Raw genomic sequence first — 24,318 nt, forward strand, 5'->3', positions numbered from 1 at the left:
TGTCGCTGCACCAAGGAGCCTTCGCCATGCCTGCCGAACGTCACCCACTTCCGCGCCCTGCCTTGCACCCCTCTTTTCATCCCGCTTCGCACCGGGGCCTGCAGCGCCGCCTGCTCATCCTGGCAGCGGCTGCCCTGCCCGGCCTTGCGCTGGCGCAGAAATGGCCTGCGCAGCCCGTGCGCATCGTCGTGCCCTACACGGCCGGAGGCGGCTCGGACAACATCGCCCGCGCGCTGGGCACGGAGCTGTCGCGCGAACTGGGCCAGCCCGTGGTCGTGGACAACAAGCCCGGCGCCTCGGCCATGCTGGGCGCCGAGCTGGTGGCACGCGCCGCGCCCGACGGCTACACGCTGCTCCTGGCCGACATGCCGCACACCATCACGCCCAGTCTCTACAAGACACCGTACGACGCGCTCAAGGACTTCACGCCCGTGGCCCTGATAGGCTCTTCGCCGCTGGTGCTGGCCGTCAACCCCAAGCTCAAGGCGCAGAGCGTGAAGGAATACATCGCGATGGCCAGGGCACGGCCCGGCCAGATCAACTTCGCCTCGGGCGGCACGGGCACGGCCACGCATCTGGCAGGCGAGCTGTTCAAGCAGCAGACGGACACCTTCATCACCCACATTCCCTACAAGGGCTCGGGCCAGGCCGTCGCCGACGTGGTGGCCGGCCATACCGAGAGCATGTTCTCCTCGGCCCCCACCGTGATCCCCCATATCAAAAGCGGCGCGCTGCGCGCCCTGGCCACCACCGGTGCCCAGCGCTCGCCGGCCCTGCCCCAGGTGCCCACGATGGCCGAAAGCGGCGTGCGCGGCCTGACCGTGCTGCACTGGTTCGGCCTGCTGGCGCCTGCCCGGTTGCCCCCCGGCATACAGACCGCGCTGCACGATGCCGTGGCCCGCGCCATGGCCACGCCCGCGCTCCAGGCCAAGCTGCAGTCCCTGGGGCTGGAACTGACGCCCCGCACTGCGGCGGAGTTCGGCGCCCAGATGGAGACCGACGCCGCACGCTGGGCCCGCGTCATCAAGGAACGCAACATCAAGGCGGACTGAATGCCCTCCCTGCACCATCACCACGACGCCGTGGACCTGCGCAGCGACACCGTCACGCGCCCCACGCCGCAGATGCTCGAAGCCATGGCCTGCGCCCCGCTGGGCGACGACGGCCTGGACGGCGACCCGACGGTGCGTGCGCTGGAAGAGACGGTGGCCCAGCGCTTTGGCAAGGCCGCAGGCCTGTTCGTGGCCAGCGGCACCATGGGCAACCTCGTGGCCGTGCTCGCCCATGGCCGCATGCCGGGCGAGGTGCTGGCCGAGGCCGGCAGCCATCTGCTGAACGCCGAGCGCGCAGCCGCAGGCCTGACCGGCATGCACTACCGCAGCCTGCCCGGCGACGGCGGCCTGATCGCCCTGCCCGCGCTGGAAGCGGCGCTGGACACCTCGGCATCCGCACGCTGCCCCAGCGCCCTCGTGGCCGTGGAGAACACCCACAACGCACGGGGCGGCAGCGTGGCGGCGCCCGATTCGCTGGCGGCCCTGCATGCCCTGGCCGCCCGCCATGGCGTGCCCGTGCATACCGATGGCGCACGCCTGTTCAATGCCGCCGTGGCACTGGGCCTGTCCTGCCGCGAGATCGCCGCGCACACGGACTCGGTCACCGTCTGCCTGTCCAAGGGCCTGTCGGCTCCGGTGGGCTCGGTGCTCATGGGCCCGGCCGACTTCATCACGCGGGCGCGCGGCATACGGCGCATGCTGGGCGGCACCATGCGCCAGGCCGGCGTGATCGCGGCGGCGGGCCTGGTGGCGCTGGAGCACATGGTCGATCGCCTGGCCGAGGACCACGCACGCGCCCGCCGCCTGCACCAGGGCCTGCGCGCCATCCACCCGGCATGGTGCGCGGCCGAACTGCCGCAGACCAACATCGTGCAGGTGCGCGTAGGCACCAGCGCGGCCGAGGCACGCCTTTGGGAGGCACGCCTGGCCGAAGCCGGCGTGCTGGTGCGCACGGGCAGCGCGGGCCTGCTGCGCCTGGTCACGCACCGCCACATTGACGACAAGGCCGTGGACAGCACCCTGCAGGCCTTCACCCGGCTGCATCACGACAACTGAGCACCGCGCGAGGCCGGCAGGAGTGCCGGCCCTGGCTACACTGCCCATCGAACCTTGCATCCCCCATCACCATGACCCGCAGCACCGATATCCTCAACCTGACCGACCGCGTGACCGAGCAGCTGCGCAGCAAGCTCATCGATGGTGCCTGGGAGCCCGGGCAAAAGCTGTCGGAGGCCTCACTCAGCGAAAGCCTGCAGATCTCGCGCAACACGCTGCGCGAGGCCTTCCGGCTGCTGACCAAGGAGGGGCTGCTGGTGCACGAGCCCAACAAGGGCGTGTCGGTGGCGGCGCCCAGCATTGCCTCCATCATCGACATCTACCGCGTGCGCCGCATGGTGGAGTGCCAGGCGCTGGCCCAGGCCTATCCCATGCACCCGGCTCGCAGCCTGATGCGCGAAGCCGTGGAGGCGGCACAGCGCCACCGCGAGGCGCAGGACTGGTCGGGCGTGGGCACGGCCAACATGAGTTTCCACAAGGCCGTGGTGCAGCTGGCCGACAGCGAGCGCCTGGACACCATGTTCGAGCATCTGCTGGCCGAGCTGCGACTGGCCTTCGGCCTGCTGCGCGACCCGCACTTCCTGCATGCCCCCTATGTGGACATGAATGCGCGCATCCTGCAGCAATTCGAGGACGGCAAGCCGGCCGAGGCCGCTGCCGCGCTCAATGACTACCTGGTGCATTCGGAGCGGCTGATCCTGGCCGCCTACGCCCGACGCCTGGCTGAGAAGGGCATCAAGGTGTGAAAACAATAGACACCCCCTGAGGCGCTTACGCGCCTTCCCCCTCTCTACTCGCTTCGCGAGGGAGGGGGACGACACCTTCGGGGCGGGGCTGCCCTTCCTCGGTGTCCCTGGCTTTTCGGGCGCGCCGGTTTCATGGGCTATGGGTAACGCACAGCGCCAGGGATCACTGGCTCGTGCTCAACGCGAGGCCTTGCGCCGCGCGTCCAGGCTCCAGCGCGCCACGGGCGCCAGCATCAGTTGCACGAATCCCCCGGCGATCGCCAGGTTCTTCAGGAACTGCACCAGCTGGCCCTTGTCGCCGAACTGGCTGTGGAACATCAGCGCCGACATGACGCTGAACACGGCCATCACGGCCGCGGCCTCGCGGGTGCGCCAGCCCAGCAGCAGGGCCGTGGCCACGCCAAGCTCCACCACCAGCGCCATGGCATACGACAGCATGGGCAGCGGCAGGCCCGCCTTGGCGATATAGGCCATGGTGCCCTCCGGCCCCATCAGCTTGCCGATGCCGCTGTAGATGAACAGCAGGCTCAGCAGCACCCGGGCCAGCAGCGGTGCGAAGTCGGCCCAAGGCGATGCTGCGGCGTGGGCAGCGCGATGCGTGGCGGCGCGCGTCATCGCATCAGCCCGGGACACGGCCGGAGCCCTGGCCTTCGGCCGCCTTCACCGAGCCACCCAGGCGCTGCACTTCGGCCAGGTACTCGGGGCCGCTGCGCATGCGCTGGTACTGGGCCAGGCGCTGCTGGTAGTCGGCATCCCAGTGGTTCACGTCGGACTCGCGGTAGACGTTGAGGCCGGCGCGGTTCCACAGGGCCAGGTCGGCCTGCACTTCGGCGCGCGACAGCGCGGGGCCGGAGGCGACGGGCTCGGCGCCGAACCAGGTTTCTGCAGATACCGTGGCGGCCGGTGCGGCCGAGGCCATGCCCGACCACAAGGCGGAGGAAAGGGAAACGATGGCGAAGAGGGTCTTTGCGTGCTTCATGGCGAATCCTTTGTCAAATCCTGCAGCGCGTGATTGCGTTCTGCATGGCTGCAGTCTCGTCTTCGCCCGCCTGCGCGTCAGTGCCTAAACGCACAGCTTTGCGCAAACTCTCCGGTTCCCGCGCTCACCGTCCACGTCCACCATCCACGCTCACGGCCACTGCAGGCCGGGCCGCGCCACATGCAGGGCCGGCAAGGGCTCGGAGCGCCCGCGCACCTGCACCTGCCGGACTTCGCCCAGGCCATCGGCCACGCCCGCGCGGCGCGCCACCTCCAGCGACAGCACCAGCCGCGCCTGGGCGCTCTTGGTGTATTCCTGCAGGCGGCTGGCCGTGTTGACCACCTCGCCCACGGCCGTGAAGGTGGTGGTGTGCTCGAAGCCCACGCGCCCCACGGCGGCGCGCCCCGCATGCAGGCCCATGCCGAAATCCACCGGCTGGCCGAACTGCGCCTCGAAGGTGTGGCTCCATTCCTGCATGCGCCGGTCGATGAGGGCGCTGGCCTGCACGGCCTGGCGGCAGGCCGTGTCCAGGTCGGTATCCAGCCCGAAGATGGCCATCACGCTGTCGCCGATGAACTGGTTGGCCATGCCGCCGCTGTCGTGCACAGCCTGGCCCACGCGCTCGAAATACTGGTCCAGCACCCAGGACAGGTCCACGGGCCATTGCCGCTCGGCCAGGCCCGACCAGCGGCGCAGGTCCACGAACAGGATGGCCACCGCGCGCACTTCGCGGACCTCGCGCTGCCCGTCACCCCGCCCGGCCTGGGCGGCTGCCGGCGAGCGGAACAGCGGCGCCACCTGCACATCGCCCGTGGGCCGTAGCTGGCAGGCCAGCCGCACGTCCTGCGGCGCGCCCACGCGCTCCAGCGTGAGGCGCTCGTCCCGCCCCGGCGCGGGCAGGTGGGCCGCCGGGCCGGACACGCGCACCCGGCAGGTGGAGCAGCGCGCCCTGCCGCCGCACAGCGACAAATGGGCAATGCCATGCTCGCGGCTGGCTTCGAGCACGCTCATGCCCTGGGCCACCTGCACGGTGCGGCCCGGATAGTGCAGCAGCACCTGGCGGGCGCCGCGCAGGCGCATGCGCCGCCACAGCCAGGGGCCGGCCAGCAGCGCGGCCAGGCAGGCCAGCCAGCCCTGGCGCAGCCCGGTCGTCAGCGCGCGCAGCCACTGCGATGCCTCGGGAGAGGGGCCGGCCGGCGCTGGCAGGCCGGCCGCCGCGATCTCGCGCGCCATGGAGACGATGCCCAGCGCCGCCAGCACGGGCAGCAGCACGGCGGCCGTGAGCAGCAGCGGCTGCCAGCGCCGCCACCAGCCGCGCGCGCGCAGGGCCATGTGCAGGCCCATGCAGCCATGGGTCCAGGCAGCCGTCATCAGCAGCAGCTGGATGGCCATGCTGGACGGATTCCAGGAAGAACGCACGATGCGCGCATACGAGGGGTCCACGCCCCAGGCCTCCTGCGCCAGCCGCGTGGCCGGCACGTGCAGTGCCAGCAGCAGCGGCAGGCCCAGTCCCAGCAGCAGCCGCACGGCCTCCAGCGCCGGCATGCGCAGGCTGCGCCGCCGCGCCAGCGCCTGCAGCGCCAGCCCCATGTGCGCGGCCAGCGCGCCGTAGAGCAGCAGGCTGCCGGGCAGGGATCGCCACACGCCGTGGACCAGCTCGCGCACGGCCTCGGCCGTGCCCAGCGAGACCAGGCCCAGGGCGTGATTGAACAGGTGCAGCGCCGCATAGGTCCACAGCACCAGGCCGGTGGACCAGTGGAGGCTGCGCAGGGACGGCAGAGCCGGCAAAGCCGGATGAGGGACACGGGCCATGGAAAGCGATGATGCGCCCGACGGCGGAAGAAGACAGGAGAAGACCGCAAGAACGGCAGCTTGAAGGAACTTAGGCCGGGCCTGGCCGATCCAGAATCTTTGTACCTTACGCCCGCTATTGGTTCCATGGCCCACCCCACCCAGCCCTCCAGTTTCGCCCTGCGCGGCATCGCCCTGTTCGAGGGCCTGGGCAGCGCCAGCCTGGACCGCATCGCCGCCGACTGCGAATGGCGCCCGCTGCAGGCCCGCCAGCCCGTGTTCAGCCGCTGCTCCACGGGCAGCGACGTGTTCTTCCTGGTCAGCGGGCGCGTGCGCATCACCACCTATTCGGCGGGCGGGCGCGAGGTCAGCTTCCGCGACTACGGGCCCGGCGAGCACTTCGGCGACCTGGCGGCCATTGACGGCCAGGCCCGCTCCACCGATGTGGTCACCCTGGAATCCTCGCTGCTGGCCAGCCTCTCGCGCCAGGACTTCCTGGCCCTGCTGGCGCGCGAGCCCGCCGTTGCCCTGCGCATGATGGAGGGCCTGGCCGGCCTGGTGCGGCGGCTGACCGACCGCGTCATGGAGCTGAGCACCCTGGGCGTGCCCACTCGCCTGCACATGGAGCTGCTGCGCCTGGCGCGGGAGGCGGGCGTATCGCCCGAGCACACGGCCCTCATCAGCCCCGTGCCCTCGCACTCGGTGCTGGCCAGCAAGATCAGCACCAACCGCGAGCAGGTCACGCGCGAGCTGGGCGCCCTCACCCGGCGCGGCCTGCTGCGCAAGGAGGGGCGCCAGGCGCTGCTGGTGACAGATGTGAACGCACTGCAGGCGCTGATAGCGCAGGAAAGCTAGGCGGACTCCATTCGCCAGCCCTGCGGCGACCACACCAGGCGGTCGGTCAGACCGATGGCCTGCAGAAAATCCTCGTCATGCGAGACCACGACCAGCGTGCCGGCATAGCCGCGCAGCATGGCCTCCAGCGCCTGCAGGGAAGGCAGGTCCAGGTGGTTGCAGGGCTCGTCCAGCAGGAGCAGGGGCGCGGGCGGCTCGGCCTGCAGCGCGCAGGCCAGGGCGGCCTTGAGCTGCTCGCCGCCGCTGAGCCGGTCCGCGGGCTGCTCCACCTGCCGGGCCGCCAGTCCGAGCCAGGCCAGGCGCGTGCGCAGCACATCCACGGGGGTGCCGGGGCAGGCGTCCTGCAACTGCTCCATCACCGTGCGCCCGGGCTGCAACAGGGACAGGCGCTGGTCCAGGTAGGCACAGGCCTGCATGCGGCGCACCTCGCCCGCCTGGGGCGCAAGGCGGCCCGACAGCACATCGAGCAGGCGCGTCTTGCCGCAGCCGTTGGGACCGGTCACGGCCAGGCGCTGGCCGCCGTACAGAGACAGGTTCAGGCGCGGCCCCGTGGACAACGAAAACGGCAGCAGCACATCGTCCAGCAGCGCCACCACGTCGCAGGGAGCACCGGCCGGGGGCGGCGCCTGCATGCGGATGCCGGCCTGCAGGTCGATCTGGCGCGCCGCCTCGCGCACGCGCTGGTCCAGCGCCTCGCGTGTGTCTGCATGCTGGCGGCGCAGGCGGCCGGCCGACGCCTCGCTGCGCTCCTTTTGCCGGTCCAGCAGAATGCGCGCCTGGTTGGCCTCCTGGCCCTGGCGGCGGCCGCGCGCCTCCCGGCGCTGCTGGCGCTCCTGCTGCTCGCGCAGCTGCTGCGTTTCGCGGCGCCGCTCCAGCTTGCGCTGCTCCAGCAGTTGCACCGCCGAGGCCATCTCGCGCGCCTTGGCTTCGGCATAGAAGGCGTAGCCGCCGCCGTAGCTGCGAAGCCCCTGCGGCGACAGCTCCACGATGCGTTCCATGCCCTGCAGCAGACTGCGGTCATGGCTGACCACGACCAGGCCACCGGGCCAGCGCTGCAGTTGCGCGGCCAGGGCCTGCCGGCTTTCGCGGTCCAGGTGGTTGCTGGGCTCGTCCAGCACCAGATGGTCGGCGCCAGACAGCAGCGCGCCCGCCAGGGCCACGCGCATGGCCTCGCCGCCGCTGAGGGCGTGGCCCGGCGTATCGGCACGCAGATGGCCCAGGCCCGCCAGCTCCAGCTGGGCCTGCAGGCGCTGGCGCAGATCCCAGCGGTCGGCCAGCCGCTCGAAGTCCCGGGCATCGCAGCTGCCGCCCTCGATGCGCGCCAGCGCCTCCAGCGCGGGCTGCAGCCCGGCCAGCGCCGCCACCGAAGGCTGGTCATGCCAGTCCGTGCGCTGGGCCAGGTACAGCACCTGCCCCGAGCGCAGGCAGCGGCCCTGCGAGGGCGCATCCAGCCCGGCCAGGATGCACGCCAGCCGCGACTTGCCCACGCCGTTGCGCCCCACCAGGCCGGTGCGGCGGTGGTCCAGGGTGTCGGAAAGATCGGAGAAAAGGGGGCTGCCATCGGGCAGCACGCAGGAAACGCCGTCGAGCGTGATCGTGGTATTCGTCATATCGCAGTTCATGGATGCCAACGCAGTTCCTTGCCGCTTTGCATGCATTGCGCGTGCGGTGGGCAGGGTCGGGAAAAGCGGGCCGCTGGGACAGCGGCAGCATCAATGGCGCATGGGACGAATACCTCCTGCAATGGCGAACGAAACCGCCATTATAAAAATCATGGGCCGTTCGTGCCGGCCACCGTGCCACCGGCGCCGCGTGCGAAGGCGCCGGCCTGCTCCGCTGGCGGCCCGGAACCGGTGGAGCCGGCGGAGCCGGACTGCCGGGCCGGGTTCGCAGGCGCCGGTGGCGCGCAGGGATTCAAAGACTGTGCCGGCGGGCGGCCCTGAAAGCACAGGGCGTTGAGCGCGATCCAGAGAGGCATGGTTCAGGTTCCGGGGTCGGCAGCGGGCGGCGGCCGGCGCGCGCTGCCGCGCGGCCCGGCGATGCGCCGCTGCCATTCAAGGACGAAGACGAAGAAGACGGGCACGAAGAACACGGCCAGCACCGTGCCGCTGACCATGCCGCCGAACACGCCCGTGCCGATGGCGTGCTGGGTCTCGGCGCTGGCGCCCGATGCCAGCATCAGCGGCACCACGCCCAGCGCAAAGGCCAGCGAGGTCATGAGGATGGGCCGCAGCCGCAGGCGCGCGGCCTTGATGGCGGCCTCGCGCAGGTCCTGGCCTTCCTCGCGCAGCTGCTTGGCGAATTCCACGATCAGGATGGCGTTCTTGGCCGACAGGCCGATGATGGTGATCAGGCCCACCTTGAAGAACACATCGTTGGGCATGCCGCGCAGCAGCACGGCCGCCACCGCGCCCAGCAGGCCCAGGGGCACGACCAGCATCACCGACAGCGGGATGGACCAGCTCTCGTACAGCGCGGCCAGCACCAGGAAGACCACCAGCATGGACAGGGCCATGAGCAGGGGCGCCTGCGCGGCCGACTGGCGCTCCTGCAGCGACTGGCCGGTCCAGGCCACGGCAAAGCCGGGCGGCAGTTGGGCCGCCAGCCGCTCCATCTCGGCCATGGCCGCGCCGCTGGACGTGCCGGGCGCAGGCGTGCCCGAGATGCGCGACGCCAGGAAGCCCTGGTAGCGCACCAGTTGCAGCGGCGTTTCCGACCACACGGGCGTGGCGAACTCGGCCAGCGGCACCATGCCGCCCGAGGCATTGCGCACGTTCAGCCGGAGCACGTCATCGATCTGCATGCGCGCGGGCGCGTCGGCCTGCACGATGACCTGCTGCATGCGCCCGGCGTTGGGGAAGTCGTTGACGTACAGCGAGCCCATGGCCGTGGACAGCGTCTCGCTGATGGCGGCAAAGCCCACGCCCAGGGCCTGGGCCTTCTGGCGGTCGATCTCCAGCCGCACGCTGGTGCCCGAGGGCAAGCTGTCCTGGTAGGCCGAGCCCAGCACGCTGCTGCTGCCGGCCAGCGCCAGCAACTGGTCGGTGGCCGACTTGAGCGCGGCATGGCCCTGGCCCGTGCGGTCCTGCAGGTACATGGTGAAGCCCGAGGAGGTGCCCAGTTCGTCGATGGCCGGGGGCTGCAGCACCATGATGGCGCCCTCGGGCGCATGCTCCATGGCCTTTTGCGCGAGCGAGACTTCCTCGCCTGCCGTGGCGCCGTCGCGCTGGTCCCAGTCCTTGAGCGTGGTGAAGGCCATGGCCGCGTTCGGGCCCGAGCCCGCGAAGCTGAAGCCCAGCACCGAGATGCTGGAGGCGATGCCGGGGCGCTGCGCCACATGCTCCTCATAGCGCTTGACCACGTCCAGCGTGCGCTCGGCCGTGGCATCGGCCGGCAGCTGGATGGACGCCATGAAGTAGCCCTGGTCCTCCTCGGGAAGAAAGGCCGAGGGCAGCTGGCGCAGCGCAAACACCAGGATGGCCACGATGGCCGCGAACAGCAGCATCATGCGGCCCGTGCGCCGGACCAGGCCCGTGACATGGGCCTCGTAGCGGTTCGTCAGCCGCTCGAAGCCGCGGTTGAACCAGCCGAAGAAGCCCTTCTTCTCGTGGTGGCCCGCCGCCACCGGCTTGAGCAAGGTGGCGCACAGCGCCGGCGTCAGGCTCAGGGCCAGGAAGGCCGAGAACAGGATGGACACGGCCATGGACAGCGTGAACTGCTGGTAGATCACGCCCACCGAGCCGCTGGCGAACGCCATGGGAATGAACACCGCCGTCAGCACCAGGGTGATGCCGATGATGGCGCCCGTGATCTCCTTCATGGCCTTGAGCGTGGCATCGCGCGGCGACAGGCCTTCCTCGGCCATGAGGCGCTCCACGTTCTCCACCACGACGATGGCGTCGTCCACGATGATGCCGATGGCCAGCACCATGCCGAACATGGTCAGCACGTTGATGGAAAAGCCCGCCACCAGCATCACGGCGAAGGTGCCCAGCAGCGCCACGGGCGCCACGATGGCCGGGATCAGCGTGTAGCGCAGGTTCTGCAGGAACAGGTACATCACCAGGAAGACCAGCACCATGGCCTCGACCAGGGTCTGCACCACCTTCTCGATGGAGATCTTGACGAAGGGCGCGGTATTGAACGAGATGGTGTGCTCCATGCCCCGCGGCAGGATGGAGGCCAGCTCGGCCATGCGCTTTTGCACCGCGGCGGCCGTGCGCACGGCGTTGGCGCCCGGCGACAGCTGCACGGCGGCGCTGGTGGCGGGCTTGCCATCCTCGCGGTTGGAGAAGGCATAGGACTGCGCGCCCAGCTCCACGCGCGCCACGTCGCCCAGCACCAGGCGGGAGCCGTCGGCATTGGCGCGCAGCACGATGGCCGCGAACTGCTCGGGCGAGGTCAGCTGGCCCTGCACGGTGAGCGGCGTGGTCACGCGCTGGCCCGGGGCGATGGGCGCATCGCCCACGCGGCCCGGGGCGATCTGCATGTTCTGCTGCTGGATGGCCTGGGTGAGGTCGCCCATGGACAGCCCGTAGGAGATCAGCTTGGCCGGATCGACCCAGACGCGCATGGCGCGCTCGGTGCCGAACAGCTGCACGCGGCCCACGCCCTCGATGCGCCGCAGCTCCTCGACGATATTGCGCGCCATGTAGTCATTGAGTGCCAGCTCGTCGAACTCGCCGCCCGGCGAGATCAGGCCCACCAGCAGCAGAAAGCTCGACGTGGCCGACTCCACCTGCAGCCCGTTCTGGCGCACGGCCTGCGGCAGGCGCGGCTCCACGGCCTTGATGCGGTTTTGCACATCCACCTGGGCCAGCTCGGGGTTGGTGCCGGGCTTGAAGGTGGCCTTGATCTCGGCCGAGCCCGAGGTGTCCACCGAGGACTCGAAGTACAGCAGGTGGCGGACGCTGGACAGCTCGCGCTCGATCAGCGAGACCACGGAGTCATTGAGCGTCTTGGGCGTGGCGCCCGGATAGGTGGCATACAGGCTCACCGTGGGCGGCGCCACCGTGGGATAGCGCGAGATCGGCAATTGCGGAATGGCAAGCACGCCCAGCAGCACGATGAACAACGCGATGACCCAGGCAAAGACGGGCCGGTGAATGAAGAACTGTGGCATGGACACGAGGTCTGGTTTTCAATGCACGCCAGGGCGCGCTGCGGAAAAAATACGGCGCCTGGCGCCGACACATCTGAGGGGCCATCCGGATGCAAATCCAGATTGCCAGGAGGCATGGGGATGGAGGAAACTCCTGCCGGTGCGGCTTCGGCCTGCGGCGTGTTGCCGCCAGGGCCATTCATCCATGGAGCCGCTGCAAAGCCAACAGCTCTCCCACCCGCTCATACGGCATTGCCGCTGTGACTTCATATTCAGGGATTTGTTTCGCATGCCGGCCAATTGCGGCGGCACAGGGAAACAGCTTGCGTTCTTTCGATGGCATTTCGGCCCGGGAAATGTGGAAGAACGATGGAGATGAACACAGCCCCCGCCGCGACCCCAAAATGGCTTCTATCATTGCCCAGCCCTTGCCTTTCCAGCCATCGACATCGCTCATCCTCGTCGCCGAGGACGAGCCCGAGATCGCAGACATCCTGTGCGCCTACCTGGCCCGCAGCGACCTGCGCACCGTGCATGCCGCCGATGGCCAGCAGGCCCTTGAACTGCACCACCACTTGAAACCCGATCTCGTTCTTCTCGACGTGCAGATGCCACGCCTTGACGGCTGGCAGGTGCTGTCCGAAATCCGCCGGCGCGGCGACACGCCCGTCATCATGCTCACCGCACTCAACCAGGACGTGGACAAGCTCATCGGCCTGCGCATTGGCGCGGACGACTACGTGGGCAAGCCCTTCAACGCGGCCGAGGTCGTGGCGCGCGTGCAGGCCGTGCTGCGCCGCTGCGGCCAGGGCCGGCTCCGCGATACCAAGCTGCTGCAGGCCGGCCCCTTTCGCGTGGACCTGGACAGCCGCGAGGTCAGCGTGCAGGTGCAGGGCGCCACGCACGTGCCCGAACTCACCGTGACCGAATTCAACCTGCTGGCCAGCCTGGTGCGTTCGCCCCGGCGCGTGTTCAGCCGCGCCGAGCTGCTGCTGAGTTGCCTGCCCGAAGGCCACACGCTGGAGCGCACCGTGGACAGCCACATCAGCAAGCTGCGCAAGAAGCTCGAAGGCCTGGGCCTGCAGGGCATGCCCGACAGCGTGCGCAGCGTGGGCTACCGGCTGGGGATGGACCCATGAGCGCAGCGGCCGGGCTGCGCCGGCAGGTGGTGCTGACCATGTCGGCCGTCACGCTGGCCGTGGTGGTGCTGTGCGTGCTGGGCTCGTACGCCTTCTATGCGCTGCTGCTGACCTTTCACCCGGCCAGCGTCTCCGACGGCTGGATGCCCTCCAGCGTGGAGCTGGCCTGGGTGCTGCTGACCCTGGTGGTGGCCATGCTGATTGCCATCTTCGTGGCCACGCGGCTGTCGCGGCGCATCCTGCCCTCGCTGGACTCGGTGGCCATCAGCCTGCGCCAGCTGGCCGAGGGCGACCTGTCGGCGCGCGCCAGCACGGACGACAGCGCGCTGCACGAGGCCGCGCAGCTGGTGCACGACTTCAACAGCCTGGCCCGGCGCCTGGAAGGCATGGCGCAGGAGCGCGCCTTCTGGAGCGCGGCCATCGCCCATGAGCTGCGCACGCCCGTGACCATCCTCAGCGGGCGGCTGCAGGGCCTGTCCGACGGCGTCTTCCTGCCCAGCAAGGACATGCTGGCCAGCCTGATGACCCAGGTCGAGGGGCTGACCCGCCTGATCGACGACCTGCGCCTGCTGGGCCTGCAGGAAAACGGCCATCTGCAACTGCAGCTGCGCCAGACCTGCCTGGCGGGCGAGGTGCGCTCGGTGGCCCTGGCCGTGGGACCGGCGCTGGAGCAGGCGGGCCTGCAGCTGGCGATGGAGCTCGATGACCAGCCCGTGGTCTGCGACCCCGTGCGCATACGCCAGGCCCTGCTGGCCCTGCTGGAAAACGCCATGCAATATGCCCAGCCCGGCCCCCTGCTGGTGGCCGCGCGCGTGCGCCACGGCCTGTGCACCGTGCGCGTGGAAGACAGCGGCCCCGGCGTGGCGGCCGACCTTGCGCCGCGCATCTTCGACGCCTTCCAGCGCGGTGAAGGCGCCCGCAGCCGAAGGAATGCCAGCGTGGGTGCAGGCAACGGCAGCGGACTGGGCCTGGCCGTGGTGCAGGCCATTGCCCAGGCCCATGGCGGGCGGGCGCAGTGCCTGCAGGGCGAGCGTGGCGGCGCGCTGTTCGAGCTGAGCTGGCCGGCCTGACCTCGTCAGAGCCGCAGATCAGCCTGCGAAATCATCGGCCCGCACATGGCGTGCGTCCCAGGCGGCAGCCAGCGCAGCGGCCCGGCCCAGGCGCACGCGGCCTGATTCAAAGTCCACGATGCCTGCCTCCTGCGCCGCCGCAGGCCGCGCAGGCCGCTCGCGCGTGCGGCCATCGGTGAGCAGCCACAGCCAGCCCTGGCAGGAGGCGTCTGCGCCGCAATGGCGCTGCAGCAACTGGCCCGCCTGCTCCACGGCCGCCTGCAGCGGCGTACCGCCGCCCCCGCCAATGGGAGCGATCCAGTCGTCATTCCAGGCCGCAGCCTTGCGCGGCGGCAGGCTCAATTCCACGCGCGTGCCCGCAAAGCAGATCAGCGCCACCTGCTCGCGGCGGCGGTAGGCCTCTTCCATCAGCGACAGCAGCACGCCCTTGGCCCGCGCCAGTGCGCCACTGCCAGCCATGGAGGCCGAGCAATCGAGCACAAAGCAATGCAGCCGCGTGGCCTGCGGCGGCTCGCGGCGGCGCTGCAGATGTTCGGGGGCCAGCGCCTGGGCGCCGCGCGCGGCCAGCGTGCGCGGCCAGTCCCAGCTGCCGGTGGTCTGCCCGCCTTGCGCCTGGGCCAGCCGGGGCTGGCCGGTCGCCTGCTGGCCCGCCCCCGCAGCCCTTGCCTGTGGCGCGGGGCCGCGGGGGCTCAGGCTTTTTTTGTGGCGGGCGCTCCCACCTTTGCGGCCTCGCGGGCCAGCAATGAGGGCACGGCGACACGCAGCAGGCCCACGGGCTCGGGCGGCATGGCGCCCCAGTCGGCCTCGGAGGGCGGGCTGTCGCCTGCGCCGTTGGCCGTGGATTCTGCAGGCGGCCGGCTTTGTGCCGGCGACTTCGAAGGCGGATTCGATGGCGCCTGCTGTGGGGATGGCTGCTGCGGCTGCGGCTGCGACTGTGGCTGCGGCTGCGGCGCCCCCGGCTTGCGGCGGTGCACCAGCACCAGCTCGGCCACGGCCTGCACATGTTCGGGCGTGACCTCGGCGTCGCCCAGCCAGGCGGCCCAGGCGCGGGCGGCGCGCAGCAGCACCAGGTCGGCGCGCAGGCCGTCCACCTGGGCGGCAATGCACAGTGCGCCTGCGGCCTGCAGCACCGCGTCGGACCAGGGCAGCGCGCCGGCCGGCTGCAGGCGCTCGCGTGCCGTGCGCAGCTGCGCGGCCAGCGCGGCCTGGGCGTCTGCATGGCGGGCGCGGAAGGCGGCCGGGTCGGCATCGAACAGCAGCCGCGCGCGCACGATGGCCTGGCGCTGGGCCGGGTCCTGCACATTGGCCAGGCGCACGCACAGGCCCAGGCGGTCCAGCAGCTGCGGGCGCAGCTGGCCTTCCTCGGGGTTCATGGTGCCCACCAGCACGAAGCGCGCCGCGTGGCGGTGCGAGATGCCGTCGCGCTCGACCACGTTGACGCCGCTGGCAGCGGCATCCAGCAGCACATCGACCAGGGCATCGGGCAGCAGGTTGATCTCGTCCACATAGAGCACGCCGCCATGGGCGCGCGCCAGCAGGCCGGGCGCGAATTTGAGTGCATGGCCGGCCATGGCCTGGCCCAGGTCCAGCGAGCCGGCCAGATGCTCCAGCGAGGCGCCCAGCGGCAGCGTGACGAAGGGCGCGGCATCGATGAGCTCGGCCAGCGCGCGCGCGGCCGTGGACTTGGCCGTGCCGCGCGGCCCCTCGATCAGCACGCCGCCCAGTTGCGGGTCAATGGCGGCCAGCAGCAGCGCCTGGCACAGCAGGGGCTGGCCGGCAATGGCGGCAAAGGGAAACAGCGGCGGCAGCGCGGGCTGGGCGCCGCTGCCCAGGTCAGGAGATGCGGTCATCCGCGCAATCCTTCGAGATGGTTTTCATGTTCCAGCAGCAGGTCTTCCAGCTGCTGGCGATAGTCGCCAGGCTGCTCCCACAGGCCGCGCTGCATGGCTTCGAGCAGGCGCTCCAGCATGTCGCGCAGGGCCTGCGGATTGTGCTGCACGAGAAAGTCGCGCGTGGCCGCATCCAGCACATAGGCGTCGGCCACCAGGGCGTACTGGTGGTCACCCACCTGCTGCGTGGTGGCGTCGAAGCCGAAGAGATAGTCCACCGTGGCCGCCATCTCGAAGGCGCCCTTGTAGCCGTGGCGCTTGGCGCCGTCCATCCACTTGGGATTGGTGACGCGCGAGCGCACCACGCGCGCAATCTCCTCCTTGAGCGAGCGCACGCGCGGCTGGGCCGGGTTGGCGTGGTCGCCGTGGTAGAGCGCGGGCTGGCGGCCCGAGAGGTGGCGCACGGCCGAGGCCATGCCGCCCTGGAACTGGAAGTAGTCGCCCGAGTCGAGGATGTCGTGCTCGCGGCTGTCCTGGTTGTGGGCCACCACGTCGAGCTCGCCCAGGCGGCGGCGCAGCGCGTCGCCTGCGGGCACGCCCTCGGCGTCCTGGCCGTAGGCGTGCTGGCTCCAGCCCAGGTAGGCCTGGGCCAGGTCGGCATCGCCCTGCCAGTCGCCGCTCTGGAACAGTCCGCCCAGGCCCGATCCATAGTGGCCGGGCGGCGCGCCGAACACGCGCCAGCCGGCCTGCAGGCGGGCCTGCACGGCGTCCATGCCCTGCGCCTGCAGTTGCTCGGCCTCGGCCAGGATGCGCGCGCGTATGGGGTTGTCCTCGGCGTCCTCGTCCAGCGCGGCCACGGCCTGCACGGCCGCGTCGAACATCTGCATGGCGCCGGGGAAGGCATCGCGGAAGAAGCCCGAGATGCGCAGCGTCACATCCACGCGCGGCCGGCCCATGCCCACGCGCGGCACCACCTCGAAGTCCACCACGCGCTGGCTGCCGGGCGCCCACTTGGGGCGCACCCCGATCAGCGCAAAGGCCTGGGCGATGTCGTCGCCGCCCGTGCGCATGGTGGCCGTGCCCCAGACCGACAGGCCCAGGGTGCGCGGGTACTCGCCATGCTCCTGCAGATAGCGCTCCAGCAGCCTGAGCGTGGCCTGCTGGCCCAGCTCCCAGGCGGCCTGGGTGGGAATGGCGCGCGTGTCCAGCGTATAGAAATTGCGCCCCGTGGGCAGCACGTCGGGCCGCCCGCGCGAGGGCGATCCGCTGGGCCCGGGCGGCACGAAGCGGCCCTGCAGGCCGCGCAGCAGCTGGCGCAGTTCCTCGCCGCCACAGGCATCCAGCGCGGGCGCCAGCACGGCATGCACCTGTTGCAGCGCAGCGCGCGTCTGCGGCCAGTCACCGGCCGGGGCCTCACCTTCCAGCAGTTGCTGCGCCAGCAGTTCCAGGCGCTCGCGCGTGTCGCCCTCATGGCGCCAGGGCTCGTCGCTCACGGCCTGCAGGGCGGCGGGGCGCGCGCCGGTCCAGGGGCGTGCGGGCTCCATGCGCAACGGGTCGAACCCGGGGCTGTCCAGCAGGTCGGCGGCCAGCGCCTGGATCAGGCCCTGGCCTTCGTCCGACGGGAAGCGCGCCAGCGCCAGCAGCGTGTCGCGGCGCTGGCGCCCTTGCGGCGAGGCGCCGAAGACATGCAGGCCGTCGCGGATCTGGGTTTCCTTGAGCTCGCACAGGTAGGCGTCTATGCGTTCGAGCACGGCATCGTCGTCCTGCGCGGCACCGGGCGCCAGGTCCAGCTCCTGGTCCAGGTGCTGGCGGCGCACGATGTCCAGGATCTGGCGGCGCAGCAGCGCGCCGCGCCGCGCATCGACCAGCAGCGCATCGTAGTACTCGTCCACCAGGCGCTCCAGGTCCTGCAGCGGGCCGTGGTTTTCGGCGCGCGTCAGCGGCGGCATCAGGTGGTCGATGATCACGGCCTGGCTGCGGCGCTTGGCCTGGGCGCCTTCGCCGGGATCGTTGACGATGAAGGGGTACAGGTGCGGCAGCGGGCCCAGGATGGCATCGGGCCAGCACGCGCCCGACAGCGCCAGGCTCTTGCCCGGCAGCCATTCGAGGTTGCCATGCTTGCCCACGTGGACCATGGCGTCCACGGCAAAGCGGTCGCGCAGCCAGAAGTAGAAGGCCAGGTAGCCGTGGGGCGGCACCAGCTCGGCATCGTGGTAGCTCGCATAGTCCTGCGCGCCCATGCCTTTACCGACCAATGCACGCGCCGGCTGTATGCCGACAAAGACATGGCCCAGGCGCAGGCCCGCGATCATGAAGCGGCCCTGGCGCAGCAGCGGGTCGGCCTCGGGCGCGCCCCAGCGCGCCGTGATGGCGTCGGCCATGCCGTCCGGCAGCGCGGCCAGGCGTGCCAGGTACTCGTCCAGCGCATAGCTTTGCCAGGCCGGGCGCAGCGGCCACTGGGCAGGGTCGTTGGCAATGCCCTGCTGCAGGGTGTGCATCAGCGCCTCGCCATCGGCGGGCAGCTGCGCGGGGTCGCCCAGCTCGTGCCCTTCGGCCGCCAGGTGCTGCAGGATGGCGATCACCGAGGCCGGCGTATCCAGCCCCACGCCGCTGCCGATGCGGCCTTCGCTGCCCGGATAGTTGGCCAGCACCAGGGCCAGGCGCTTGTCGCGCGCGGGCAGGCTGCGCAGGCGGCACCAGCGCCAGGCCAGGTCGGCCACGAAGTCCACGCGGTCGGGCTCGGGCTGGTAGGCCACCACATCGGCCTGGGTGAAGGCGCAGCGGTGGGACAGGCCCTTGAAGCTGATGGCGCGCGTGATGATGCGGCCATCCATCTCCGGCAGCACCACCTGCATGGCGATGTCACGCGGGCGCAGGCCCTGGCTGTCGGCCCACCAGTCCTCGCGGTTGCCGCCGCTGGCAATGACCTGCAGCACGGGCGCATCGCCAGCCAGGGCCGTGCCCGATTCCAGCGCCGAGAACGCCGTGGTGTTGAGCACCAGCTGCACGGCATGGTCTTCGCAGAGCTGGCGCAGCGTGGCCAGGCACAGCGGGTCCTTGAGCGAGTCCAGCGCCACGGGCAGCGGGTTCATGCCGCGCTGCTGCAGCGACAGGGCCATGGCGTCGAAGGCCGCCGTATTGCCCGCCAGCAGGTGGGAGCGGTAGAACACCAGGGCCACCGTGGGCGCGCCCGGTGTCCAGGCGCGCTGCAGGTCGTCGATGCCGGCCACGTCATGGGCCTGCACCTGGGCAGGGTTGGGTGCGTTCTCGAACAGCGCAGGCGGCACGTGCACGGCTGCCTGAGGCAGGGTGCGCGGCGGCAGCGGCGCATCGCCCCGGTCCAGCCCGTGGTAGACGGTGGCCTTGAGGAATTCGTGCGCATTGGCCGCGCCGCCCGAGCGCAGGTACTGCCACAGCTGGCGGCAGGCGGCGGCCGGCAGCGTGCTGCGCGCCAGCAGGTGCGGGTCTTCCTGCAGGTCACCCGAGAACATGGCCAGGCGCTGGCCCTTGCGGCGCGCCAGCGAGCCGATCTGCTCGATGCCGTAGGGCCAGGCCGATTCCGAGCCCAGGTGGTCCACGATGACCACGCGCGCATGGCGCAGCACCTCGTCCACATACAGGTCCAGCGAGGCGGGCTGGCGCAGGTACAGCAGATTGGCCAGCCGCACCGAAGGGAAGTCCGCCGACGCCCCGGCCAGCGCGGCCACGGCCGAGGACAGCAGGGCCAGCGTGGTGTCGGCCGAGCTCAGGATGACGATGTCGGCCGGCGTCTGGTCGAGGCGGGTGACGATGCTCTCGTCCTCGACAAAGCCGCCGGGGCGCGTGGACAGCAGGTGCATGGAACAGGTTTCAGTGCGGAATCGGAAGGTCAGGCGGCCACATTCTCCAGGCCCTTGCGCAGCGCTGCTTCGTCAAGGTCTTGCCCGATGAACACCAGGCGCGTACCGCGCTGCTCGCCCTCGCGCCAGGCGCGGTCGAAATGGTGGTCGAAGCGGCGGCCCACGCCCTGCAGCAGCCAGCGCATGGGCTTGCCCGGGATGTCGGCAAAGCCCTTGACACGCAGGATGCTGTGCTGCTCCACCAGCGTCTCCAGCGCGGCCAGCAGGCGGTCGCGGTCCACGGCGGGCAGGTCGATCACGTAGGAGTCGAAGTCGTCGTGGTCATGGTCCTCGTCGTGGTCATGGTGGCTCACGCGCTGGTCGATGGTGGTCTCGGCCGCCTTGGCCAGGCCCAGCACCACGTCCAGCGGCAGGCGGCCCTGGGACGATTGCACGATCTTGACCTCGGGCGGCAGCTCCTCGCGCACCAGGGCGGTCACGCGCGCCAGGGCCTCGGCATCGGCCAGGTCGGTCTTGTTGAGCACCACCAGGTCGGCCGCGCCCAGCTGGTCCTCGAAGAGTTCGTGCAGCGGCGATTCGTGGTCCAGGTTGGGGTCGGCGCGGCGCAGCTCGTCCACGGCCTGGGGATTGGCGGCGAACTGGCCGCTGGCGGCCGCTGGCGTGTCCACCACGGTGACCACCGCGTCCACGGTGAACACGTTGGCGATCTCGGGCCACTGGAAGGCCTGGACCAGGGGCTTGGGCAGGGCCAGGCCCGAGGTCTCGATGATCACGGCGTCGATCTGGTCGCGGCGCTCGGCCAGCGCGCGCATCACGGGGAAGAACTCTTCCTGCACCGTGCAGCACATGCAGCCGTTGGCCAGCTCGTACAGCGCGCCTTCGCGCTCGTTGCCCTCGTCGTCGCAGCCGATGCCGCAGCCCTTGAGGATCTCGCCGTCGATGCCCAGCTCGCCGAACTCGTTGACGATGACCGCGATGCGCCGGCCATCGGCGTTGTCCAGGATGTGGCGCAGCAGCGTGGTCTTGCCGCTGCCCAGGAAGCCGGTGACGATGGTGGCGGGAATCTTGGCGGTTTGCATGGAAGGTTCTCCAGAAAAAAGAGGAAGTCAGACGGTGGCGAAAGGCACGGCGCTGCGCAATGAAGGCAGAACCTCCTGCGCAAACAGTTCCATGCCGGCGAGGGCCTGGGCATCGCTCCACAGGCCGTTGGCGTTGAAGACACAGCGCAGCTGGCCAATGCCCGTGCGCTCGCGCAAGGCGGTGATCTGCGCATGGCACTGTTCGGGCGTGCCATGGATGAATTGCTCGGCCAGCACGCGCGGCACATCGATGGGCAGCACCTGGTCGGCCGGCACGCCGCGCTTGCCCGCGAAGTACACGCGCCGCTGGTACAGCTGCGGCCACAGCGTGGCCAGCCGGGCCTGCACGGCGGCCTCATCGGCACCGATGCAGACATAGCGCGCCAGCGATGAACGCGCACGCAGCGCGGCGGCATCGCGCCCGCGCTCCCGGGCAGCGGCCTCCAGGCGCTCCAGCTGCATGCCTTCGGGCGGCTCCAGGCTCAGCAGCAGGGGCAGATTCTGATCGACGGCAAAGCCCAGGGTCTCTGCCGTGGAGCCAGCCACATACAAGGGAGGATGCGGACGCTGCACGGTCGAAGGCAGGGCGGGCCGGTCCTCGAAGCTCCACGGCCCCTGCCCCGCCACGATGGGCCTGCCCGACAGCGCCTCCACCAGGATGCGGCAGGACTGCGCAAAGCGCTCGCGCGTGCTGTCCGCATCGATCTGCAGGGCGCGCAGCGCGGCCGGCTCCGTGCCCCGGCCAACGCCCACGTCGATGCGGCCGGCGCTTTGCAGGTCCAGCTGGGCAATCTCCTCGGCCAGCATCAGCGGATGGTGCAGCGGCAGCACCAGCACCGAGGTGCCCACGCGCAGCCGCTCGGTGCGCGCCAGCACGGCGGCGGCCAGCAGCAGGGGCGAGGGATAGGGCCAGGCGGTATCGGGCACGCGGAATTCGTTGAACCACACGCCCTCGAAACCCAGGCGCTCGGCGCGCTCGAACAGTGCCAGGAATTCACGGTGACCGCCGCGCGTGGCGTCGCGCGTCCAGCCGGCCAGATCGATGCGCATGGGTTCAGTTCTCCTGTTTCAGCCGCGCGCGCAGCAAGGTTTGCGGAGGTGCGTCGATGCGCTCGAAATCCACGCCGAACACGGCATCCAGCCCCGGCGCATGCAGCAGCTCGGCAGGGGCTCCATCGAGCGCAATGCGCCCCTGGTCCAGCACGATGACGCGCCCGAAGTGCGCCAGCGCCAGGTCCAGGTCATGCATGACCACCAGCACCAGCCGCTCGCGCCCGCGCTGCGCCAGCGCCTGCACCAGGGCCAGGCGGTGGCGCACGTCCAGCGCGGCGCCGGGCTCGTCGGCCAGCAGCACGGGCGGGTCGGTGGCCAGCACGGTGGCCAGCAGGGCACGCGCCTGCTCGCCGCCGGACAGCGTGGACCAGCGCCTGCGCGCGAAATCCTGCAGCCCGGCGCCTGCAATGGCCGCCTCGACATCACCCCGGCCCGCCAGCCGCATGTGCATGAGCTCGGCCAGCGTCAGGTCCCAGTGCGGCGCAAAGCGCTGGGGCATGTAGCCCACGCGGCGCGCGCGCTCGGCCACGGGCAGGGTTGCAATGTCTTGCCCGTCCAGCAGCACGCTGCCGGATGCAGGCGCCTGCAGCCCCGCCAGCAGGGACAGCAGGCTGGACTTGCCCGCGCCATTGGGCCCCACCAGGGCCACGGCGCCGCAGGCGGGCAGCTGCAGCGAGACGGCGTCCAGCACACTGCGGCCACGATGGCGCAGCGTGAGGGACCGGGCCTGCAGGCGTGGCACGGCGTCGTCCATGGCTTGATCGTTCATGCGGACCTCAGCCTGCGCGCAAGCAGCACGATGAAGAAGGGCCCGCCGGCCACGGCCGTGACCAGGCCCAGCGGGATCTCGGCCGGCGGTAGCACGCTGCGCGCAATCGCGTCGGCCAGCGTGACGATGATGGCGCCCGTGAGCGCCGACGCCGGCAGGGCCGCGCGGTGCAGCGGTCCCGCCATCCAGCGCGCGATGTGCGGCGCAGCCAGGCCCACGAAGGCCACCAGCCCGCCATAGGCCACGGCCACGGCCACCACCAGCGAGCCGGCCAGCACGGCCAGCGGCGTGAAGCGCGCCACATCCAGGCCGAAGCCCTGGGCCGCATCGGCACCCAGGCCCAGCAGGTCCAGCCCGCGCGCCAGCGCCATGGCCCCGGCCAGGCAGGCCAGGGAGGCACCGGCCAGCAGGCCCAGCCCGCTCCAGGACGGCGTCTGTATGCCGCCCAGCACCCAGCTGAGCACCACCTGCAGGCTCACCGTCTCATCGGACAGCGCCAGCATCAGGAACGAGCGCAGCGCGCCCAGCACGGCCGCCAGCGCCACGCCGGCCAGCAGCATGCCGGCCGCATCGGTGGCACCGGCCACGCGCGAGACGGCCAGCACCAGCACGGTCGAGCCCCAGGCGCCCGCAAAGGCCAGCACGGGCAGCGTCCATGCCTGGGGCAGGCCGAACAATAGATGCATGGGAACCAGCAGGGCGACAGTCGCCCCCAGCGCCGCGCCGCCCGAGGCGCCCAGCAGATAGGGCTCGGCCAGCGGATTGCGGAACACGCCCTGGAAGATGGCTCCCGACAGGCCCAGCAGCGCGCCCACCAGGGCGGCTGCCAGCACGCGCGGCACGCGCCACTGCAGCAGCAGCCGGCTGCGCAGGCTGTCTTCGCCGCCCAGCGCGGCCAGCAGGTCGGCCGGGCTGGCCCACTGGTGGCCAGCGCAGGCGGCAATCAGCAAGCTGGCCAGCAGCAGCAGGACCGCACCGGCCCAGGGGCGCCACGCAGGTGGATGTGAAAGGGAATTCATGCGGCCTCCCCGGCCCAGGCCACAGGGTGCAGCCAGCGCGAGAGCTTTTCCACGCCGCCGAAGGTGCGCGGCCCGGGAATCAGGAACTCGGCACGCGCCACCGTGGTGGCCCGGCCCCCGCGCACGGCACGCAGGTCGCGCCAGCCGCGCTGGCCGCTCAGGTCCTGCATGGCCTCCTGGGTGCCCGCGAACAGCAGCACATCGGGGTCGGCGGCCAGCACGGCCTCGGGCGAGACCTGGGGCACCGTGCCCAGGCCGTCCAGCGCGAACGCGGCGCCCGCGCGCACCATGGCCTCTCCCGTATAGGTGCCCGGCCGGGCCGCCAGCAGCATGCCGTTGCCCAGCCGGCCCGTGACCATGAGGGCGCGCGGCCGGGGCTGGCCGGCCACCTGCCGGTCCACGCGCAGCAGCCGCGCCTCCTGCGCCAGGGCCAGCGCCTGGCCGCGCGCCTGCACGCCCGTGGCGCGGGCCACCAGGCGCAGGTTGTCCATCACCTCGGCCAGCGAGCGGCTGAGCAGCACCATCACCGGCACGCCGATGCGCTCCATGGGATCGACCAGCTGGTGCGCCGCCTGGCGCGCGGGCGTGACGATGACCAGGTCCGGCTGGCGCGCCACCACGGCGTCCACCGAGAACCCCAGCCGCCCGCCCACCTTGGGAATGCGCTCCACGCCCGGTGGAAAGCGCGTGAAATCCTCCACGCCCACCACGCGGTCCAGCAGGCCCAGCGCGGCCACCAGCTCGGTATTGGAGGCAAAGATGGAGACGATGCGCTGCGGCGGCGCAGCAATCTCCACGCGCCGGCCCAGCGCATCCTGCAGCACCACCGGACCGCCTGCAGCGACGGTGTCGGCCCAGGCCGCGGGCAGGCCGCAGCCCAGGGCCGCCGCCGCGCCCTGGCGCAGCAACTGGCGGCGCGTGGTGCTGGATTGCCTCATGCC

General features: G+C 71.2%; 20 protein-coding genes. 6 read left to right on the plus strand and 14 right to left on the minus strand.

What is annotated here, in order from left to right:
• Positions 1 to 26 precede the first annotated feature (26 nt).
• The 3 genes from DACI_RS28980 (at position 27) to DACI_RS28990 (ending at position 2,854) form a co-directional block, all read left to right on the plus strand.
• Positions 27 to 1,052, plus strand: coding sequence for a tripartite tricarboxylate transporter substrate binding protein (locus tag DACI_RS28980; RefSeq protein ID WP_012207530.1), 1,026 nt, complete (start codon positions 27 to 29; stop codon positions 1,050 to 1,052).
• The gene (locus DACI_RS28985) at positions 1,053 to 2,108 is read left to right on the plus strand and encodes a threonine aldolase family protein (protein WP_012207531.1); all 1,056 of its coding nucleotides are present in this window, start codon (positions 1,053 to 1,055) and stop codon (positions 2,106 to 2,108) included.
• A gap of 71 nt (positions 2,109 to 2,179) precedes the next feature.
• Complete coding sequence (locus tag DACI_RS28990; protein ID WP_012207532.1) at positions 2,180 to 2,854, plus strand: GntR family transcriptional regulator; 675 nt, start codon at positions 2,180 to 2,182, stop codon at positions 2,852 to 2,854.
• A gap of 177 nt (positions 2,855 to 3,031) precedes the next feature.
• Here DACI_RS28990 and DACI_RS28995 read toward each other — a convergent pair whose 3' ends face one another.
• The 3 genes from DACI_RS28995 to DACI_RS29005 all read right to left on the minus strand — a co-directional run bounded on the left by DACI_RS28995 (position 3,032) and on the right by DACI_RS29005 (position 5,645).
• A complete protein-coding gene (locus tag DACI_RS28995; protein ID WP_225971009.1) occupies positions 3,032 to 3,487 on the minus strand; it encodes a DoxX family protein in 456 nt (151 codons plus the stop codon).
• Positions 3,474 to 3,833 (minus strand): DUF4148 domain-containing protein, encoded by a 360-nt coding sequence (locus DACI_RS29000; RefSeq protein ID WP_012207534.1) that lies wholly within the window; start codon positions 3,831 to 3,833, stop codon positions 3,474 to 3,476. Before DACI_RS29000 ends, DACI_RS28995 begins: the two co-directional genes overlap by 14 nt.
• 150 nt (positions 3,834 to 3,983) lie before the next feature.
• The gene (locus DACI_RS29005; RefSeq protein ID WP_012207535.1) at positions 3,984 to 5,645 is read right to left on the minus strand and encodes an adenylate/guanylate cyclase domain-containing protein; all 1,662 of its coding nucleotides are present in this window, start codon (positions 5,643 to 5,645) and stop codon (positions 3,984 to 3,986) included.
• 126 nt (positions 5,646 to 5,771) lie between these two features.
• Between DACI_RS29005 and DACI_RS29010 the strand changes: the two genes are divergently transcribed.
• Entirely contained in the window at positions 5,772 to 6,479 is a 708-nt protein-coding gene (locus tag DACI_RS29010) for a Crp/Fnr family transcriptional regulator (protein ID WP_012207536.1), read from the plus strand.
• On the opposite strand, the gene DACI_RS29015 is transcribed toward DACI_RS29010, so the two are convergent.
• From DACI_RS29015 to DACI_RS29020, 3 genes are all read right to left on the minus strand, one after another.
• Entirely contained in the window at positions 6,476 to 8,101 is a 1,626-nt protein-coding gene (locus DACI_RS29015) for an ABC-F family ATP-binding cassette domain-containing protein (RefSeq protein WP_043782934.1), read from the minus strand. The two genes, DACI_RS29010 and DACI_RS29015, sit on opposite strands and share 4 nt — an antisense overlap.
• Positions 8,102 to 8,250: 149 nt before the next feature.
• On the minus strand, positions 8,251 to 8,457 hold the full coding sequence (locus DACI_RS32310; RefSeq protein ID WP_157059709.1) for a hypothetical protein: 207 nt from the start codon (positions 8,455 to 8,457) through the stop codon (positions 8,251 to 8,253).
• Positions 8,458 to 8,460: 3 nt separating this feature from the next.
• On the minus strand, positions 8,461 to 11,601 hold the full coding sequence (locus DACI_RS29020; protein ID WP_012207538.1) for an efflux RND transporter permease subunit: 3,141 nt from the start codon (positions 11,599 to 11,601) through the stop codon (positions 8,461 to 8,463).
• A 383-nt stretch (positions 11,602 to 11,984) separates the two neighbouring features.
• Between DACI_RS29020 and DACI_RS29025 the strand changes: the two genes are divergently transcribed.
• On the plus strand, positions 11,985 to 12,719 hold the full coding sequence (locus tag DACI_RS29025; RefSeq protein WP_016448779.1) for a response regulator: 735 nt from the start codon (positions 11,985 to 11,987) through the stop codon (positions 12,717 to 12,719).
• The gene (locus tag DACI_RS29030) at positions 12,716 to 13,789 is read left to right on the plus strand and encodes an ATP-binding protein (RefSeq protein WP_012207540.1); all 1,074 of its coding nucleotides are present in this window, start codon (positions 12,716 to 12,718) and stop codon (positions 13,787 to 13,789) included. Before DACI_RS29025 ends, DACI_RS29030 begins: the two co-directional genes overlap by 4 nt.
• 18 nt (positions 13,790 to 13,807) lie before the next feature.
• On the opposite strand, the gene DACI_RS29035 is transcribed toward DACI_RS29030, so the two are convergent.
• From DACI_RS29035 to DACI_RS29070, 8 genes are all read right to left on the minus strand, one after another.
• Complete coding sequence (locus tag DACI_RS29035) at positions 13,808 to 14,269, minus strand: vWA domain-containing protein (RefSeq protein WP_012207541.1); 462 nt, start codon at positions 14,267 to 14,269, stop codon at positions 13,808 to 13,810.
• 209 nt (positions 14,270 to 14,478) lie between these two features.
• Positions 14,479 to 15,639, minus strand: a complete 1,161-nt coding sequence (locus tag DACI_RS29040) for an ATP-binding protein (protein ID WP_012207542.1) — start codon at positions 15,637 to 15,639, stop codon at positions 14,479 to 14,481.
• Entirely contained in the window at positions 15,636 to 19,457 is a 3,822-nt protein-coding gene (gene cobN / locus DACI_RS29045) for a cobaltochelatase subunit CobN (protein WP_012207543.1), read from the minus strand. The genes DACI_RS29040 and cobN overlap by 4 nt, the downstream gene beginning before the upstream one ends.
• Before the next feature lie 29 nt (positions 19,458 to 19,486).
• Positions 19,487 to 20,536 carry a cobalamin biosynthesis protein CobW gene (gene cobW, locus DACI_RS29050; RefSeq protein WP_012207544.1) on the minus strand — a complete coding sequence of 350 codons (1,050 nt, stop codon included), beginning with the start codon at positions 20,534 to 20,536 and terminating at the stop codon, positions 19,487 to 19,489.
• A gap of 27 nt (positions 20,537 to 20,563) precedes the next feature.
• Positions 20,564 to 21,586 carry an LLM class flavin-dependent oxidoreductase gene (locus tag DACI_RS29055; protein WP_012207545.1) on the minus strand — a complete coding sequence of 341 codons (1,023 nt, stop codon included), beginning with the start codon at positions 21,584 to 21,586 and terminating at the stop codon, positions 20,564 to 20,566.
• Between the two features lie 4 nt (positions 21,587 to 21,590).
• A complete protein-coding gene (locus DACI_RS29060) occupies positions 21,591 to 22,358 on the minus strand; it encodes an ABC transporter ATP-binding protein (protein ID WP_012207546.1) in 768 nt (255 codons plus the stop codon).
• Complete coding sequence (locus tag DACI_RS29065) at positions 22,355 to 23,377, minus strand: FecCD family ABC transporter permease (protein WP_012207547.1); 1,023 nt, start codon at positions 23,375 to 23,377, stop codon at positions 22,355 to 22,357. Before DACI_RS29065 ends, DACI_RS29060 begins: the two co-directional genes overlap by 4 nt.
• Entirely contained in the window at positions 23,374 to 24,315 is a 942-nt protein-coding gene (locus tag DACI_RS29070; RefSeq protein ID WP_012207548.1) for an ABC transporter substrate-binding protein, read from the minus strand. The genes DACI_RS29065 and DACI_RS29070 overlap by 4 nt, the downstream gene beginning before the upstream one ends.
• Between the last annotated feature and the right edge of the window lie 3 nt (positions 24,316 to 24,318).

The organism is Delftia acidovorans SPH-1 (genome assembly GCF_000018665.1).
In the GTDB taxonomy this organism is placed as follows: domain Bacteria; phylum Pseudomonadota; class Gammaproteobacteria; order Burkholderiales; family Burkholderiaceae_C; genus Comamonas; species Comamonas acidovorans.

Excerpts from the sequence above, each read along its gene's own strand:
- DACI_RS28980 (WP_012207530.1), top strand. The coding sequence starts at position 27 with ATGCCTGCCGAACGTCACCCACTTCCGCGCCCTGCCTTGCACCCCTCT.
- DACI_RS28985 (WP_012207531.1), top strand. The coding sequence starts at position 1,053 with ATGCCCTCCCTGCACCATCACCACGACGCCGTGGACCTGCGCAGCGAC.
- DACI_RS28990 (WP_012207532.1), top strand. The coding sequence starts at position 2,180 with ATGACCCGCAGCACCGATATCCTCAACCTGACCGACCGCGTGACCGAG.
- DACI_RS29000 (WP_012207534.1), bottom strand. The coding sequence starts at position 3,833 with ATGAAGCACGCAAAGACCCTCTTCGCCATCGTTTCCCTTTCCTCCGCC.
- DACI_RS29005 (WP_012207535.1), bottom strand. The coding sequence starts at position 5,645 with ATGGCCCGTGTCCCTCATCCGGCTTTGCCGGCTCTGCCGTCCCTGCGC.
- DACI_RS29010 (WP_012207536.1), top strand. The coding sequence starts at position 5,772 with ATGGCCCACCCCACCCAGCCCTCCAGTTTCGCCCTGCGCGGCATCGCC.
- DACI_RS29015 (WP_043782934.1), bottom strand. The coding sequence starts at position 8,101 with ATGAACTGCGATATGACGAATACCACGATCACGCTCGACGGCGTTTCC.
- DACI_RS32310 (WP_157059709.1), bottom strand. The coding sequence starts at position 8,457 with ATGCCTCTCTGGATCGCGCTCAACGCCCTGTGCTTTCAGGGCCGCCCG.
- DACI_RS29020 (WP_012207538.1), bottom strand. The coding sequence starts at position 11,601 with ATGCCACAGTTCTTCATTCACCGGCCCGTCTTTGCCTGGGTCATCGCG.
- DACI_RS29025 (WP_016448779.1), top strand. The coding sequence starts at position 11,985 with ATGGCTTCTATCATTGCCCAGCCCTTGCCTTTCCAGCCATCGACATCG.
- DACI_RS29030 (WP_012207540.1), top strand. The coding sequence starts at position 12,716 with ATGAGCGCAGCGGCCGGGCTGCGCCGGCAGGTGGTGCTGACCATGTCG.
- DACI_RS29040 (WP_012207542.1), bottom strand. The coding sequence starts at position 15,639 with ATGACCGCATCTCCTGACCTGGGCAGCGGCGCCCAGCCCGCGCTGCCG.
- cobN (WP_012207543.1), bottom strand. The coding sequence starts at position 19,457 with ATGCACCTGCTGTCCACGCGCCCCGGCGGCTTTGTCGAGGACGAGAGC.
- cobW (WP_012207544.1), bottom strand. The coding sequence starts at position 20,536 with ATGCAAACCGCCAAGATTCCCGCCACCATCGTCACCGGCTTCCTGGGC.
- DACI_RS29055 (WP_012207545.1), bottom strand. The coding sequence starts at position 21,586 with ATGCGCATCGATCTGGCCGGCTGGACGCGCGACGCCACGCGCGGCGGT.
- DACI_RS29060 (WP_012207546.1), bottom strand. The coding sequence starts at position 22,358 with ATGAACGATCAAGCCATGGACGACGCCGTGCCACGCCTGCAGGCCCGG.
- DACI_RS29065 (WP_012207547.1), bottom strand. The coding sequence starts at position 23,377 with ATGAATTCCCTTTCACATCCACCTGCGTGGCGCCCCTGGGCCGGTGCG.
- DACI_RS29070 (WP_012207548.1), bottom strand. The coding sequence starts at position 24,315 with ATGAGGCAATCCAGCACCACGCGCCGCCAGTTGCTGCGCCAGGGCGCG.